The sequence below is a fragment of the Fulvivirga lutimaris genome (genome assembly GCF_009711525.1).
GTDB lineage: Bacteria > Bacteroidota > Bacteroidia > Cytophagales > Cyclobacteriaceae > Fulvivirga > Fulvivirga lutimaris.
In genome coordinates this window covers 1-17,090 of sequence record NZ_SMLV01000346.1, presented here as the reverse complement: position 1 = coordinate 17,090, position 17,090 = coordinate 1, and the positions used below count along the sequence as shown (strand labels likewise).

The 17,090-nt window shown below is 37.9% G+C and carries 16 protein-coding genes; 3 read left to right on the top strand and 13 right to left on the bottom strand.

Going from position 1 to position 17,090, the window contains the following annotated elements:
* Nucleotides 1–165 precede the first annotated feature (165 nt).
* The 10 genes from E1140_RS08330 to E1140_RS08285 all read right to left on the bottom strand — a co-directional run bounded on the left by E1140_RS08330 (nt 166) and on the right by E1140_RS08285 (nt 11,798).
* The gene (locus tag E1140_RS08330; protein ID WP_155181610.1) at nt 166–351 is read right to left on the bottom strand and encodes a hypothetical protein; all 186 of its coding nucleotides are present in this window, start codon (nt 349–351) and stop codon (nt 166–168) included.
* A complete protein-coding gene (locus E1140_RS08325; RefSeq protein WP_155181608.1) occupies nt 348–2,069 on the bottom strand; it encodes a hypothetical protein in 1,722 nt (573 codons plus the stop codon). Before E1140_RS08325 ends, E1140_RS08330 begins: the two co-directional genes overlap by 4 nt.
* Nucleotides 2,062–4,302, bottom strand: a complete 2,241-nt coding sequence (locus E1140_RS08320) for a tryptophan-rich sensory protein (RefSeq protein WP_155181604.1) — start codon at nt 4,300–4,302, stop codon at nt 2,062–2,064. Before E1140_RS08320 ends, E1140_RS08325 begins: the two co-directional genes overlap by 8 nt.
* Complete coding sequence (locus tag E1140_RS08315) at nt 4,299–5,552, bottom strand: BatA domain-containing protein (RefSeq protein WP_155181601.1); 1,254 nt, start codon at nt 5,550–5,552, stop codon at nt 4,299–4,301. The genes E1140_RS08320 and E1140_RS08315 overlap by 4 nt, the downstream gene beginning before the upstream one ends.
* Nucleotides 5,552–6,448 (bottom strand): DUF58 domain-containing protein, encoded by an 897-nt coding sequence (locus E1140_RS08310; RefSeq protein WP_185153488.1) that lies wholly within the window; start codon nt 6,446–6,448, stop codon nt 5,552–5,554. The genes E1140_RS08315 and E1140_RS08310 overlap by 1 nt, the downstream gene beginning before the upstream one ends.
* Before the next feature lie 8 nt (nt 6,449–6,456).
* Nucleotides 6,457–7,470, bottom strand: a complete 1,014-nt coding sequence (locus tag E1140_RS08305) for an AAA family ATPase (protein WP_155181597.1) — start codon at nt 7,468–7,470, stop codon at nt 6,457–6,459.
* Nucleotides 7,467–7,919: a GNAT family N-acetyltransferase gene (locus E1140_RS08300; RefSeq protein ID WP_155181595.1), complete on the bottom strand. Its 453-nt coding sequence runs from the start codon at nt 7,917–7,919 to the stop codon at nt 7,467–7,469. Before E1140_RS08300 ends, E1140_RS08305 begins: the two co-directional genes overlap by 4 nt.
* Before the next feature lie 3 nt (nt 7,920–7,922).
* Nucleotides 7,923–8,555 (bottom strand): DUF4159 domain-containing protein, encoded by a 633-nt coding sequence (locus E1140_RS08295; RefSeq protein WP_155181592.1) that lies wholly within the window; start codon nt 8,553–8,555, stop codon nt 7,923–7,925.
* Between the two features lie 253 nt (nt 8,556–8,808).
* Entirely contained in the window at nt 8,809–10,125 is a 1,317-nt protein-coding gene (locus tag E1140_RS08290; protein WP_155181589.1) for a TldD/PmbA family protein, read from the bottom strand.
* Nucleotides 10,126–10,157: 32 nt separating this feature from the next.
* On the bottom strand, nt 10,158–11,798 hold the full coding sequence (locus E1140_RS08285; protein WP_155181586.1) for a TldD/PmbA family protein: 1,641 nt from the start codon (nt 11,796–11,798) through the stop codon (nt 10,158–10,160).
* Nucleotides 11,799–11,915: 117 nt separating this feature from the next.
* Between E1140_RS08285 and dinB the strand changes: the two genes are divergently transcribed.
* From dinB to E1140_RS08270, 3 genes are all read left to right on the top strand, one after another.
* On the top strand, nt 11,916–13,019 hold the full coding sequence (dinB, locus tag E1140_RS08280) for a DNA polymerase IV (protein ID WP_343034190.1): 1,104 nt from the start codon (nt 11,916–11,918) through the stop codon (nt 13,017–13,019).
* Between the two features lie 19 nt (nt 13,020–13,038).
* The gene (locus tag E1140_RS08275; RefSeq protein ID WP_155181583.1) at nt 13,039–14,841 is read left to right on the top strand and encodes a hypothetical protein; all 1,803 of its coding nucleotides are present in this window, start codon (nt 13,039–13,041) and stop codon (nt 14,839–14,841) included.
* A gap of 90 nt (nt 14,842–14,931) precedes the next feature.
* A complete protein-coding gene (locus E1140_RS08270) occupies nt 14,932–15,360 on the top strand; it encodes a hypothetical protein (RefSeq protein WP_155181580.1) in 429 nt (142 codons plus the stop codon).
* A gap of 41 nt (nt 15,361–15,401) precedes the next feature.
* Here the strand turns inward: E1140_RS08270 and E1140_RS08265 are convergent, their stop codons facing one another.
* From E1140_RS08265 to E1140_RS08255, 3 genes are read right to left on the bottom strand one after another with little or no spacing between them, the layout of a single operon-like run.
* The gene (locus E1140_RS08265; RefSeq protein ID WP_155181576.1) at nt 15,402–15,863 is read right to left on the bottom strand and encodes a GNAT family N-acetyltransferase; all 462 of its coding nucleotides are present in this window, start codon (nt 15,861–15,863) and stop codon (nt 15,402–15,404) included.
* Complete coding sequence (locus E1140_RS08260; RefSeq protein WP_155181573.1) at nt 15,860–16,591, bottom strand: class I SAM-dependent methyltransferase; 732 nt, start codon at nt 16,589–16,591, stop codon at nt 15,860–15,862. The genes E1140_RS08265 and E1140_RS08260 overlap by 4 nt, the downstream gene beginning before the upstream one ends.
* Nucleotides 16,581–17,066 (bottom strand): DUF4442 domain-containing protein, encoded by a 486-nt coding sequence (locus E1140_RS08255; RefSeq protein WP_246202743.1) that lies wholly within the window; start codon nt 17,064–17,066, stop codon nt 16,581–16,583. Before E1140_RS08255 ends, E1140_RS08260 begins: the two co-directional genes overlap by 11 nt.
* Between the last annotated feature and the right edge of the window lie 24 nt (nt 17,067–17,090).

Below are 17,090 nucleotides of genomic sequence, written 5' to 3'. Positions count from 1 at the left end.
TATAAAACAAAACATCCCTTGGGAACCTGGTCTCAAGGGATGAATCGTTGTCTATAGTTGGCTTTATATCTGCTAATATAACACCATTTCTTTCAAATTCAAGCATTCAAACGTTTAATTGATGAAATATTACGTTCAAATGGCAGAATATCCTGTCGAATGGTATTAATTGACTTTAACTGAATCGACTTCTGTACTGTCTTTGAGCTCTAGCTTGTCTTTAATTCGCTCTTTTAATTGTGGTTTAGAGCCAGGAAATGTTGTTCTGGAAGATATATCATATCCTATGTAAATCATGACAGCAAAGAAAAGTACGGCAAATACCAGGAATATTCTTTTAGAGTTACTCATCTAAATTTTGGTTGAAGCCACAAATATGCCATTGAAATGGTAAATATTATATAAAACCACCATAAAGATATGTCTTCCTTACTATTGATGGGTGAAGTCTCTTCCATATTGCTTTCATTGGCTAATCGACTATTAGCCTCCACCCTTTTTTCCATTTGGATAGACTCAAAAGCTATAGGTTTGTGCACGTAGAAATATTTTCTATCCCCACTTTGGCCATTGATATCAACATAATTCCAACCCTCATTATTAGGCCATACATCACTCACCCATTTATCACCTACAAACAGATTTTGTTTGAGTGGAATGTCATCTGTACCGTAAACAACTCTGGATAAGGTGTCACTCCTTAGTTCAAATTTCATAGGTCTATGAACGTAATTATGCTCAGTCGGTATTGACCAATACTCTGCTTGAGGCCTGAGACAACTTTCAATCAACTTCTTCCAAAGGTTCTGATAGGCATCTTCATATCCCGCTAACGAAAGTTCATAAGTACTTATGAATGATGACAGTACAACTTTACCAAGTCCATAAGGTTTGCTTTGAACTATAGACCCGTCATCATCGGCATAAACAACTTCCGACAGAACACTTGGCACAAAACGATATGGAGAAGTACCCACCTCTAGTTCATTGTTATTGGAGGATAGTATAAACAGTTCATTTTTTGCTTTTTTATAGTTGGAGTAGGCCCATTGAGGAAGCTTGTTCACCAATTCGCCATCACTAGCAACCACCAAAATTCCCAAGCCGTAATTTTGAACCGCATTTGCCAACGCTTGCTGTTGATTTCTTGGCAATGCAATAAGTTGTGCCGCATTAATAATGATAGCATCGAATGGCTTGAGCCCAGCCTCGGTGAGCCTGGACATTTCATTTACGTTTGTCCCATTGCTTTCATATCTATATTTATCAGTTGAAATCTGGCTTCTTATAAAGTAGTTGTGGCCTGATGCTTCGAGAAACTGCTTCAGGAATCGACTCTCGAATGTAGGAAAAGCATTTATTAGCAAAACATCAAATTTCTTTGCTGGATTTATAATAACGGGGATAGACTCGGCATTGATTAGCTGATCAGTAGCATCAAACTGACTAAGGGTAAGAACATACATGCCCACTGCTTTTAGCTTACAGCTGAGTTTAACCATATCTAATCCCTCACCTATAACAGCAGAATCATACTTCTCACCTAAGCCTTGCAGCACCAGTTTATGACCAGCGATACCGTTCGTTTTAACTGAAATTTCAATTTTCTCACCTTCATTGACTTCATTGAGATAACTAATATCGATGACTCCTGAAGGGGCAAGAGGTTTAATGAAGCTTATACTTCTATTACCCACCTTCCAAAGGTCATATTCAGGGATTCCGTAGCCATCAACGATAACATTTGGACTTAAATGAGATGATTGCACTGTATCTGACCATTCAATAAAACGGGCATTGGGATGAGCCAACATAAGACTATCCCGTTTGGTGCTTCCGTTGGTTAGCAGTATAGTTAAGTCATCGGTATTTTCTTTTATATAAAATGGTTTAAGCGCAAGTAGAACTAAGGAAGTAATGGCAAGCACTATGGCTATAACACGCGTCATTCTTTGAGTTTTATCTTGCCTTAGTAATTCAATCCAAGTCAACAGAACCAGCAATAAGAGTCCACCTATGAGGAAAAACTGCCAATTATCTACCTGCCGCACTCCCAACTTCTCAATCATTAGCAGTTTTGTTCAATTGGTTAAGGTATAATTTAGTCAGAGCATCTTTACTGCTGGCTTTGGTGACAGGTGTTGGAAGATTTTCAGGAATTGCCTGATGCAATTGATTTTGCACCTTTACAAGAATCTTAGGAAGCTCATCTTGTTCTACTTTTCTTATAGACAACTTTTGCAAGTTCTGAAGGGCATCTAAATACTTTACTGGCGACTCGATGGCAATGCCCCCTAATTCATCACCCGCTTTCTTAAAGATTGTTGCGTCATAATCCATAGTAACAGATGCTTTTAATTGCTCTATATAGTTTAATGCAGCAAGTATAGCAGGGTATTTAATCTCCTTATTCTCATTTTCATTAAAGCGAGTAAGTGTTTCTACTTTTTCTAAATCACCAGTCAACCTCTTTTCTTCCTTTATAGGAGGCGGATCAAAACCCATACGGTGCACATAAATTCGAGCATGGTTCTTTATCTCTTTGATTAACTCCAGCGCTTTATACTGATAAGGAAGTGACTTATGAGGCTCAAACAATCTCAAATAAAGCTCTGCATCCCACATTTCGTTCATCGCTGCTCTAAGTTTACCTTTTATAGAAGCTATGTACAACGTTGTTTCCTCAGGGTCATCATGATCATGCATGTAAGCTTTTAGTGGATCATCTTCATCCTCCTGTTCTTCTTCAGGCACCAGGTTGTGCTCATTTTCAGTATCATGAGCATGTGAATAGGCGGCCAAAGGGTCATTTTCATCCTGGGTTTCACCTAAACCTTCTTCAACCATCTCCTGAGTTTCCTCGGTAATGCCTGTTTCAAATTCCTCACCCATAAACTGGCCGTATTTAAGTCTCAATGCCTTTTGATCAAAACCTAACTCATTGCTTGTAAAATTGAAGTCCTTCTTAGCTAGTGTTGGTTTATTTTTAATGAGTTTCTCAGTATCGATAATAAGCTGGCGCTGGCTTCTGAAGTAATCAGGCATAAGATCAACACCCAGTGAGCCTTCAAGTGTAAATTCTATCTCTGTAGTATCTCTGATGCTAACAAAATAGGTTTCGGTTCTGGTACGGTTAGGATTGGGCTGCTTAATATCAAAAACCTCAACATAAAAGTATAACTCATCACCAGGCTCCATTTTTAGATCATCAAGATTGATAGACTTCTTTCTAACAGCTGATTTACTACCCATAGAAATTGGTTTATCAAACTCCAATTGCTCTTCTCTAAATTTTACAGACTCGCCAGACCCTTTACTTACAGTGGCTATGATAGACGCAGCAGCCAGTCCATAATCATCACGCATTTCAGTGGTAAACATAACATCTTTAGGATCTTCAATCTCCAGCTGAGTAAACCTATTGAGATCAGTTATCTCAGCAACAGGTACTTCATCTTCTATGGCAATAAGTTGATAAATATCTGATTCATAACGAGTTTCAGCCTCATCAAAAAACACAAACTTGTAAAATCCTGATTCTTCCAGCGAAAGACTGACCTGATACTTATCGTTGCGCTTTGTAAAGTTGAATTGGCTGCCACCAACCGTTTCTATCAGAACTTTATTAATGGGTTGGTTGAATTCTAGTAACCAATTAACCCTTGATCCTATTAGAGCAGCAACATTCATTTGAGCAGAACTCGTGGACTTTAGGCCTGTATAGGCTGGTGGTCTGACACTGACAGTTTGAGTTAAAATTTTGGCTGGCTCTTTCTTTACAGTGGTATCAGCTGAATTAAATATTATTGGGCTAGTATTCTGATTATCATTGTTTGGATGCAAAGACTCAAAAGCCGGTGATATGTTTATTACCCAACTTATGAGCACCATTATAACAAAAGGGCCTAACATCCTCAACAAGTGTAGCGGTGGATAGATTTGCTTAGCCATCTGAGCTATTCTGTTACTGATTCGTTGCTGTTGTAAAGTGGCTAAAAATGAAAGGCTTGAAGTATCACTGATCAGCAGGTAAGCACTATTTTCAGCATCCTCAAGCTTTAAATCCACCCACTGAGCACTTCTTTTGATATCAACCTTCCAAGGCTTGAAATACAGAAGTAGCAAGGTATAAATGGGCACTAAAACCAAAATAAGGTGAACATTACCAAGTCCAATCCCATACTTTGAATTGATCACATACACCAAAGACATCAAGCCTACCAGCCATAGTACACTTTCAAGCACCAAAAGCCCTCGCCATTGGTTCTTTAATCGGTTTAATATTTTGTATCCTGAACTCATAGGGCCTTTTTCATTGATACAAATCTTTCAAACACCAGTACTATAAACAGCAATACCCACAACCAATACTGATTTCCCGCTTTACTCTGCACTTGCAGTGTTTCAATATTCGAATCCCTAACCGGATTTAGTTGTGATGCAGAAACAACTCTTTGATCATTATTATCAACAGGCAATTCATAAAACATCTCCAATAACCTATTAGAAAGATCATTGGCTAACACATTATCATAATTTAGTCTGGAGTTCAAATGATAGGTTCCATTGTCAATTCCTTCATACAATAATGGTTTGAACTTATCTTCTTTTATACTTATAGATTTTGTCCCGCTATCAGCCATAGCAGCATCTGACAGCCAGATCAACCAATCAAATTCAGAGGTTAATTCTTCTCCTTTTTGAACTATTACTTTTATTGGGAAACCTGTATATTCTGCTATTCCTCTGATTTGAGCCTCCAAAATGGTTTTATCTTTCAAAAACTCATCTTCATATACCAACACCACCTTCAGCGTGTCTATTCTCTTTAACGGTATCCCATTGAGCTGGTCTTCTAGCTTAACTTCATTATCCTCAATTATCACTTTATCAGGTAATTCAGCAACTACTTGCTTTGTGTAGATCGTAGAAAACCCATCAGAACTACCATAATACAAGATATAATTATCACTCAACTGATAGGCTGCAGCCAGATACTTTTTCGTTACTAGGGGGTCAATTGATATAAGACTTAATGTCTTATTGATTTCCGGTCTTTTACCCTTGGTCATAGCCAATGCTTGTTTGGAAAAAATTATGATCGAGTCTGCATTCAGCTTATTCAAATCATTTGTTAGCGCCCACAGGCTTTGAGGTTGGTCATTCACCTCCTCTTCAGGGTCATAAACAGAAAGGTTATCAACCATTAGCCTTATTTCATATTGGTCACCCATACTATCGAGGGCATGCTTAACCCTTTCATCTTGTATGATATCAGGATCTATCAGCACCACATTTTTTGAGAGTTGGTTCCGCCCTATTATCAGGCCAGCCATAAGAAATGATACAATACTCAACACCAGACACCTTAGTAATAACAGAAATACTTCGTTAAGCTGAATACTTTTTGATTGATTAGAATCTTGTGTTGGAACGAATTGGATACTACCTACCTTAATTACTTTGGCCTCCTTTTTATTCCACAGATGGATGGCAATAGGGATAAGGAAACCCAGCAAGGCGAAGAGATATGTGCTGCTGACAAAATTCATTAAAGCAATGTCATTCTTTGTTTTAAGAATAGATTAATAACCTCTCCAATATTGTCCTTTATATTGAACATAGTATAATCAATACCATTATGCAGCATATCAGATTTGGTCTTCTCAAGATGTTCATTCATAGTAGCCAAATAGCCTTCCCTAACTACTGAAGCATCTACTTTAACACGTTTATGAGATTCCAAGTCTTCAAGCGTAACAGCACCTTTATAATTCATTAAAAGCTCATTATCGGTCATAACATGGATAACAATGACCTCATTTCTTTTGGTCTTAAGTCGATTAATGAAACTCGTAAGTTCACCATCAGTCTCATACATGTCAGTAACAAAGACAATCAATTCTTTATGTCGAAAATCATGTAAGGCATCAGTGGATGTTCTTGAAGAAGGCCATTTTCCCTCACTTTTAATTTCTAAAAGCTGATGTAAAAACCGGTTGAGATGTTGCGTCTGTACTTTAGGGTGAAGGGCAAATAATTGGTTTTCATTTAAACCAAAAAGCCCTATGGCATCACCCTGATGTTTGGCCAAATAGCCCAAGGTTGCTACCAAAAATCTGGTATAATCCATTTTAGAAAGATCACCGTCTGCATGCTGCATTGAATTACTGGCGTCAACAATGAATTTGACTGATATGTTTGTGTCAATTTCAGATTGCTTTATATAATACCTTGATGAACGCGCCAGCATTTTCCAATCTAACAACCGCAAATCATCTCCTGGCTCGTAGCTCCTGTATTGGCTAAACTCCATGCCAGCACCAACCCTTCTACTAGTATTAAGGCCAGAGAAATAACCTTCTACCACAACCCGTGCAATAAGCTCCAAGCCCTTGATAGAGTTGAGTATTTCAGGTTTTAATAAGGATTGGTAATCAGTTTTCACCTCAGTAATTATTTTTTACCGTTAACAGGTAATTGTATGGTTTTCAAAAGGTTATTTGTCACATCATCTGAAGTAATACCTTCAGCTTCAGCTTTAAAATTAACCAGCACCCTGTGACGCAACACGGGGTAAGCCACACTTTGGATATCTTCCAATGTCACTCCAAATCTTCCTTTCTGCAGTGCTCGTGCCTTAGCCGTAAGTATAACAGCCTGTCCCGCTCTTGGCCCAGCTCCCCAACTTACCCACTCTTTCACATATTCGTTCGTAGTGGTTGCTGGCCTTGTAGCCCTAACTAATTTGCTAACCATAGAAACCAAGTCGTCACTAATAGGAACATCACGAACCAGTGCCTGAAGTTTAACAATCTCCTCCCCAGTCATAACAGCCTCAGGCTGAGCACCTTTTTTACCGGTTGTGTTTTTAAGAATGGCAGTCTCTTCACTTTCCTCTGGATAACCAATTCTTATATATAACAAGAACCTATCTAATTGCGCCTCAGGCAGCGGAAAGGTTCCTGCCTGTTCGATAGGGTTTTGAGTTGCCAATATAAAGAATGGCTTCTCAAGCTTATAGGTTTTACCTGCATAAGTAACCTCAAACTCCTGCATCGCCTCCAGTAAAGCTGATTGTGTCTTTGGTGGTGTTCTGTTTATCTCATCTGCCAATACAATATTGGAAAAGATTGGGCCTTTATTGAATTCGAAAAACTTTTTACCAGTAGTGTGATCCTCCTCTAAAATCTCGGTACCCACTATATCAGATGGCATCAAATCAGGTGTAAACTGGATCCTCCTAAAGTCAAGGTCAATGGCCTGAGAAAGCGTTCTGATCATCAGGGTTTTCGCTAAACCAGGCACACCTTCAAGCAACGCATGACCACCAGCCAAAAAAGTGATTAAAAGCTGATCTATTGCTTCCTCCTGCCCGACAATAACTTTAGCAATCTCCTTTTTAAGGGCTTCCAGCTTATCAACAAGTGCTGTTACTTCAGCTTCAGTCTGTACAATTTCTTTGCTCATATTAAATGTAATTTCATACCCTCATGGCTCGAAACAAATCCCAATTTCTCATAGAATTTAATCGCCTCGGGTCTCTTTTTATCTGTTGTTAATTGCACCATATGAGCGCCTTTATCTTTCGCAAGCTCAATGGCCTTATTTATCATTAATTGTCCTAATCCTGTACCTCGTAACTCTTCATAAACCCTAACTCCTTCAATCTGGGCTCTTATTCCACCTGAGTAAGTAAGGTTCTGGATAAATGTCAGTTGGAAAGTCCCTACCACTTTATTGTCCTTCACAGCTACGAAAACAGAATTATTAGGCTCCTGTTTTATTAAATCAAATGCTTTGACATAGCGCTGATCTATTTCATCACTGCTCTTCTCTCTTCCTGCACCTAATGTATCATTGTGCAAAAGGTCAACAATGGCCTGCAAGTCCTTATTTTCTGCTTCTCTAAACTCCATAAATCAAGATGTTAAAGCATACAATACAATATTTACTGCAAACCTGGTATTGTCTATTTTATACCAACGTTTATTTCTAAAGTCATAATCCCACTCACATCCATAGTCCTTATTGCTGTAAAGCACTCCAATTCTCCCATTCACCTCTATAGCCTTGAGATAGTCATGAACTAAATCATCACCCCAACCATTTAACTCTTGTGAAGTAGTGGGTGGCCCATCTTCAAAAGTGAAGAAGGCATTATAGATATCATGATCATTAGGGATCTTCTTTAAGGCATCATTGCCAAAAATCTGTGCCATTTGCTCTTCGAATGATTTGGCAAAAAGTCCATCTATATCATGATTACAATCATCTACAAACACAAAGCCTCCGTTGTCTATATATTTTTTAAAGTTGTCTCGTTCTTTAGGAGAAAACTGTACCAGCTTATGCCCTGACAAATAGCAGAAAGGACATTTGAATAAATCATTACTGCTTAAAGAAATAATATTCTCCTTAGTATCAATTTTCAATGTAGTATACTCCACCAATGAATTCAGGAGGTTTGATGGCATACGCTGATCTGTATCCCAATCTCCTGATTCGTATTGAAGTCTCGTAAAGAAAAATGTACCTGCAGGTCTTTCTGTCATCAAATAATTATTCCTCTCTTCTATTAAAACCTAACGATTTATAACTGCAATTTGTGCGGTAATTGATTCAAGTAGTAACTGAATTACATAAGTGGTTTCCATTCATGTTCTTTTGATACTGATTATCAATTATTTAAACGTTTCCATAAAAACATTCGTAATGAGCCTCTGTTACAATGAAAAAAGGTCACTTAGATTAAAATAAGTGACCTTTTAAATAAGTTAACTCAAGTTAACTTATCGATTGCAAAATTTATACCGCATCCGATAAACTAGTAAATGTAAAGTCTCTCACCTTCATGTAAGGGATAAGATTTCCATTAACTCTCTCCTGCTGACCTAATGTTTCCAGATTATTCAACATGATAATCGGGCTTTCATTAAATCTGAAGTTTTTAATAGGATACTTTATTTTTCCGTTTTCAATAAAGAAAGTACCATCTCTAGTCAAACCAGTATATAATAAGGTTTGAGGATCTACAGTTCTGATATACCATAGTCTGGTCACCAAAATACCTCTCTTTGTATCTTTGATCATGTCCTCAAGAGAAGCGTCTCCTCCTGCCATGATACCATTACTTGGAAAAGGCACTGCTTCAACTCCTTTTTCCTTAGCCCAATATCGGCTATAGAAAAGGTTCTTAGCAACACCATTCTCAACTATTGGCATTCTTTTCAAAGGTTGACCTCCACCATTCCATGGAGCAGAAGGCACTTCTTCATTCATTGGATCCGTCCAGATATTAACACGTTCGTCAACAATCTTTTCACCCAACTTAGTACCTCCACCTTCTTTAGACATAAAACTTCTTCCTTCATCTGCATTTCGAGCATTGAAAGAGAAAAGCATATTGTTTAAAAGCTGTTCAGAAGCTGATGGTTCCAGAATTACTGTATACTTACCTGGCTCTATTGCCTGGGCTTTTCTCGACATCAATGCTTTATCAATAGCTCTTTTAGATGCCATTGAAGCTTGCAGCTTATCAATATCAGTAGCATCTCTTGTAGCCCAACCAGAACCGGTACCATCATTGGTACGCATGGTCACAGTGAAATTCGCATTGGTAGATTTATTGTATGCAAAAAGTCCCTTAGAATTCATCATGGCTGCGAAGCCATTAGAATCATTTAAGAAACCAGCCGCAGTGACATCTTTTGCAGCCGCAGGATTAATACTATCAGCAGCCACCTGAGCTCTAAACTCCGGAGTTATGTTTGCAGTAGCCTCTATATAAGTTTTAGATTCATCATATTGCTGAGGGCCTAAGGGCTCCATAAACTCTGGGTTTTCAGGAGATAATTTTGCTAACTCCTCAGCTCTACGAACTACCTTTTCTAAAGATGCATCATCAAATTCATCGATAGTAGCGGTACCAGATTTTAGGCCAAAACTAGATTGTACTACCAGGGTTTGGTTTGAGCGATAACCTGCAGTGGATACTGTATTTCTTGCATATCGGATATTTCCACTCTCGCTACCACTTAGATTTACTTCACACGTATCAGCTTTTGAAAAAGACAGCGCCTTTTCCATGATTTTACGTGCTTGTTCTTTTGAATATATTGCCATTGTTTTAATTCAATTTATGGTTTAACAAATCATTAAATGGTTCTGCCAGTATTAATTACATTAACACCATCAAAGCGAGTAGTTGAACTACCATGAGAAACTGCACTTACCTGTGAAGGCTGGCCTTTTCCATCGAAGAACGAACCAAATAAACGATAATCGTCTTTGTCACAAATCTTAGAACATGAGTTCCAAAACTCTTGCGTATTAGATTGATAAGCCACATCATTCAACATGCCTTCAACCTTACCATTTTTGATTTCATAGAACGCAGTACCGCCAAACTGGAAGTTGTAACGCTGCTGATCAATTGAATAAGAACCCCTACCGGCTATATAAATACCCTTTTCAACATCTTTAACCATGTCGTTGATAGAGTACTTCTCTTTACCTGCCTCAAGCGAAACATTTGGCATCCTTTGGAACTGGACGTCATTCCAGCTCTGAGAATAGCAGCAACCATGAGACTCATTTTGGTCAATCATATGAACCTGATCTCTGATGGCCTGGTAGTTTACTAATACACCATCTCTAACCAAATCCCATTTCTTACAGGCAACTCCTTCATCATCATAACCTACAGCACCTAATGAGCCAACCTGAGTTTTGTCAGCAACCAGATTCACCTTGTCGCTACCATATTTAAAGTCTCCGGATTTCCATTTATCAAGTGTAGCAAAGCTTGTACCTGCATAATTGGCCTCATAACCCAATACTCTATCAAGCTCCAGTGGGTGACCCACAGACTCGTGAATTGTTAACCCTAAATGGTTAGGCTCCAATACTAAGTCATACTTACCAGGATCAACAGATTTTGCAGTCAGCATTTCTTTGGCCTGCTTAGCAGCTAAAGTTGCATCTTCTACAATATCATAACTCTGACGGTACAGGTTCATTCCTGTTCCTTCTGGACCAGCCAATTTCTCAGAATCCAAGCCATCCATATATTCGTAACCCATGCCCATTGGTGCACTCATTGCCTGACGAGTTTTGAATTTACCATCACCAATTGCGGTAACGCCAAAAGTTGGCCAGATTCTATGAACATCCTGATCGATATAAGATCCGTCTGTAGACGCAAAATATTTCTGCTCATTGACCATGAACAATGCTGAATTAACATAATTAGCACCATTTTCCATGGCTGCTGCATTAGCAGTAAGCAATAGATCCACCTTTTCAGAGATAGGCACATCTTTAAAATCCTTTTTAATAGGTGTCTTCCAACTAACCTCTCCCTTACCTTTTACAGGTGCCAGCTTCACAGGATCAGTTTGGATTTTTGAATTGGCCTTGGCAATAGCCACTGCCTGATTGGTAGCTTTCTTAATGCCATCTGGTGATACATCATTAGTAGATGCAAAACCCCAGGTGCCATTTGTAATAACTCTTATACCTATACCAAATGACTCGGTATTAACTACGTTTTGCACTTTGTCTTCTCTTGTAAACACATACTGATTCAGATATCTTCCGATACGTGCATCTGCATATGTTGCCCCAAGTGATTTTGCTGTATTGAGTGCCACATCAGCCATCATTTTCTTCTGAGCCACGTCCATTCCTGGCGTTAGCAAAGCTTCAGCAGAAATTGACTTACCCATTAATGAAGTAGGCAACATCATAGCACCTGCTCCCAGACCGGCTAACTGGACAAAATCTCTTCTTTTCAAGTTTCCTCCTTTTTTTAGTTTGACTTAATATTTTAATTTGAGTACGACCTCAACATTTAAGCTCACTATATTATAGGGGATATCAAAAGTCATTTATTTAAACGGTAAAATACTACGGTGTCAGGCTCAGCTTCAGAAATAAAAGAGATAAGAAAAATTATCCATATTGATATGGATGCTTTCTATGCTTCCGTGGAGCAGCGTGACAACCCTGACCTACGAGGAAAACCAGTTGCCGTTGGTGGTTCCGCTGAGCGGGGTGTTGTAGCTGCGGCAAGCTATGAGGCCAGGCAATTTGGTGTAAAATCTGCTATGCCTTCCAAAATAGCAGCCTCACGCTGCCCACACCTCATATTTGTAAGACCAAGATTTGATGCTTACAAAGCTGTTTCGCAACAGATAAGGTCTATATTTTATGATTACACAGATCTTGTGGAGCCACTATCGCTTGATGAAGCATATTTGGATGTAACCTCTAATAAAAAAGGCATGCTATCAGCTACAAGAATTGCGGTAGAGATCAGAAAGCGAATCTTTGAAGAAACACAGTTAACGGCCTCAGCAGGTATCTCCTTAAATAAGTTTTTGGCTAAAACCGCCTCAGATGTTAAAAAGCCGAACGGACTTTTTTTAATACCGCCAGATCAGGCTGAAGGGTTTGTAGAAAAAATGGCTATTGAGAAGTTTTTTGGTATTGGAAAGGTGACAGCTGAGAAAATGCACAAAATGGGCATTAGCACAGGTAGAGATTTAAAAAAATGGACTGAACTATCATTGGTTGACAGATTTGGCAAATCCGGGCATTACTACTATCAAATAGCGAGAGCAATAGACAATAGAAAAGTAAACCCGAACAGAATTCAAAAATCACTGGGTGCCGAAAATACATTCTCTTCAGATTTAATGAACTATGAGTCAGTTAGAAAAGAGTTGATAGAAATTAGTGAAGTGTTGCATAGAAGAATGGAACGCTCTAAGACCGTAGGCCGAACGTTGACTGTGAAAGCAAAGTACACAGACTTTAGAACTGTAACCAGAAGCAAAACCCTAGATCAATGGATTGAAAGTATAGAACAGATACAATCCATTTATGAAGAACTTCTTTCCTCAATACCCATAGAAAATGGCATTCGCCTTTTAGGGCTTTCTTTGAGCAACTTGAATCATGAGGAGCAGGAAGAAGAGCAACCTAAAATTCTTCAGATGACGCTGGAGTTTTGATTAATTGCTATTTTTAGCTGTGTCGAATAATTTCTTAACCAACCTGAGCGAGTTAACTGATGTAGATAGTAAACTTCTACGAACAGCATTTCATCTTTTTATAAAGCCACGACAAGTTTTAGAAGATAAAAAAGGGCACTATTCGTCAGCATTAAGGTATGCCCTCACCCTTATCGGGGCATTTTTGTTTTTAATATTTTTAGCTGACAGCATTTTTTATGAAGATGGATTTGTAAACTACTGGCGCGTGCCTCTGCGTTTGCAAGAGCATATAAAGCTAAAATCTGATATAGAGGAGGATTTCTCCGGTATAATTTTAATGATAGGTACTATTCCGGCATTTTGGATACTTAGCAAGCTATTCTTTTTTAAGAAAAGGTCTTTATCCTACTTCCTAAATCTGTCTCTCTATTTGCTCACGCAGCTAACAATCATTTCTGTATTATTTTATTTCATTTCTACCGCATATGTTGGAGATACATCTTTGCCTTTTGCCATTATTAACATTACCTACTTTTTCTATTTTGTTATCAATATCAAAATGGAAAGTTGGTATCTTACTATCATTAAATTCGCTATCTCTGCTGTTTTAGCAATTATTTCATTTAATGCTATATGGCCCTTTAGTCATAATCTTATTACTATTCTTTTTAAATATCCAGAAAAAGAATATTCCATTGAGCTTGCAGATAAATCCTTATTTATAAACAAAGCTGAAAAGGCAACAGACTTTACAGGCTATGCCGATATACTAAGTGCTGGAGACAATGCCTTTTATTTCATTGATTACTATCGATATGGTGTTGGATTCTTTGATTTTAATACCAATAAAAACTGGCATCATCCTATTATAAGAGATGGTGAATACCAAAGAGTGATAAGCCTATTAACTTCTTCAGAAAACAATATATTAGTTGTTACTGGGGAGTCAGATAGTTATAAAGAGGACTTCAAATTCTTAAAATTATATTCAAGATCAGGCAAGGAGCTTTTTCATTTCAATTTTGATGATGACATACTAATTTTTGACATTCAATTAATAGCGTCCGACACAGGTTCATTTGAGTTGTTAATTCCAAATCAGGGTAATGGACTGAACCAATATGAATACCAGAAAATGAGTTTCGTTAATATTAATAATAAATGGAGTCATCATTTTGAAGACTATTTGAACCTGAACCTGCGACTAAGTAGTATCTCTAATCTAAATGACCAAAATAAGATCGGAGCTGTTGTGTCTAAACCTGATATACATTATGCTAATTTCGGTATGGCTCGCTATGACTCTACATGGAACCTATTATGGCACACCAACATATATGACAAGTCTAACCCTTATGATCCCATTGTACCCATTCAATACATTATTAGCGAGGAGAGCAATGAGATAATAACTCAACATAGCCTGGCTAATGATACCTTGGTTTTCTGCATTATTACTAGCCTTAATCTTGAAAACGGTACTCTTCTATGGAGAAAGGAAATTAATATCCCCGCTGATTTTACCGAGTTTCATACATTGGGTCATGATGATAATTACATATATCTGGCTGGTGAGAGTCATAAAGAAATATCTAAATGGCCATGGAAACCACGTTTTCACGCAGGCTTTATAGCTAAACTTGACAGATCTTCTGGGGAGCTAATCAGCTACAAGCATTTTGGCAACAAAAGTATGGATGGACACACCAGGTTCAGCACTTTCACACAAACAGATTCTTCGTTGCAACTTATTGGTGTAGAAGAAGAAAATACACCATTTAGTTTAGAGTCAGCAAATAGAAAGCATTTTATTTGGGAGATTAAAAAGGGAGACATTTAGGCCATTCATAGTCAAATCAATATTGTCTTTCAACTTTTAAATGACTAACTTATTGGATACATATAATTCTCCATACCTAAATATTTAATCATGCATTATCTAAAACCTGTCAAATCCATATTATTAATAGTCGGTTTATTTTTGGTTGCTTCACTAAGCTCATGTAAAGACGATGATGATGAAGTTTTATTAGAGATTAACGAAAGAATAGTTGGAAAATGGACAGTTGCTGAAACAGTAGTATTAGGTTTTACAGTACCAGGAGATGGCTCATATGTTACCTTTAATGCATGCTCTGGCGGCACATGCACAGGTACAGACTATCTGGCTGAAGATGAATCTACAGGTACTTTCACCTATGAGTTTAAAAGCAGTGATACTATACTAAGCATCGATGATACCGATCCAGAAGGTGGTGGTTATGATGGCGAATGGACCATTGTGTCTTTTAGCAATAGTGAGCTAAACCTGACTGCAAGTACAATATTGGGTGAGGTAAGAATTAAATTCAAAAAATAGTTCCTACCAGAGTTTTGTTAAGCTGCTCATTTGAAGCAGCTTTATTTTTCCCAATAAACCTTGACAGCGGAAAGTCTATCTCCTTTATACCTTTCTTCTTCTATTAGTTCAAAGCCCAGCTTCGTATAAAAAGTAAGGGGCGAATTATAAGGACTACCATCTAACTTTATATAATCTTCATGATCCACCACCCAGCCACAGAGGTGTTCTTCTTCAGCTTTAAATAGTTCTATCAACCTTTTACCTATTCCCTTTCCCTGCAATTGGCTGTTGACAATAATTGAAAACCATCTTTCTCCATCTCTATCAAAAGTAACAATCCAACCGGCTAGTAATTGTTTGTCAAACAGTAGTTTATGTCTGGGACTACCCATCTTGCTCAGAAACTCATCAAAAGCATCAACATCTTTATAATTCAGACTAGCTGGGTATTCGTTATTCCAAAGGTCCAGCACAGCCTTCTTTTCAATAGCCAACAGTTCAGTTCTTGCTTGTTGGATCATACTTTACCTAACCTTAAAAAAATTGGAAACTTTATCAGCTTTAATTTCTCATTCCAATACTTTCTGATCTCTTTTTCCAAATCATCCACAGGGTCAAAGCCTTTAGCCTTTTCAAAATGCTTCACCGCAGACCATGTTTTTATATAACCAATATAATGATCTACCGACCATTTAGCAGTGAACTCAAATTCTGGGCTTACAATCTCGTGGTATGGAAATGGAGTGTTTTTGTATTGTTCATCAATATACTTTCTCTCATCATCCCAATAAGGCCCTACAATATCATGATAAAAATGATTCATCAACTCATTTACTTTATCATCAACTTCATGTAAACCATACCCAAACAAGGCAATGGTTCCATCAGGCTTCAACACTCTTTTTGCCTCATTATGAAATTTCTCAAAATCAAACCAATGATAAGCCTGGCCTACCGTAATAAGGTCAATGGAATTGTCATCAAAGCTCGTTTGCTCTGCCACCTGAACAGAATAATCTACATTGCCTTTTTCAATAGCATTATCAATCTGCCTTTCGCTCAGGTCTGTAGCTTGTACCCTATTGTAATGCTTTGACAATTCTGAGGCCACCTGCCCGTTGCCCGTTGCACAGTCCCAGGCAAGCTCTCTACCTTCTGTATTTGCCAAAATGAAATTATATAAAGCTTCGGGATATGCTGGTCTAAACCTAGCGTAATAAGCCGCATGACCAGAGAAGTTATCCTTCATTATCTTTTTTATTCAATTTATCCCAATCAAAATCTTTCTTACGAACATAAACTACCTTCTCCACCTCTGTGACGATTTCACCATCTTCATTTTTAATCTCACAAGTAAAAGAGTAGTCATTTTTTCCGATGGATTCTATCTCATTCTTAATAGCCTCAATCTTCTTTACCGAAATCTCAAATATGCAAGTAAGCTTTCCCCTGCCAGGCTTTAGATATTTAATACCTGCAGATTTGTCCACCACCAAATACTGACTTCCCAAATTAGCGGTCAGTATAAACATATACCAAGGATCGCACATTGAGTATAATGAACCGCCATAGTGAATACCAATCAAATTCTTATTGTACCAGCGCAATTTCATTGACACATCAAACCTCCTAAAATCATCACTGATATAATCCAAACTAATGCCCGTCCCTAGCATGGGTGGCCACCAGTTAATCAACTTCATTTTTGTTTTCTTACTTAGCATACATCAAATCTAAATGATCGTAAA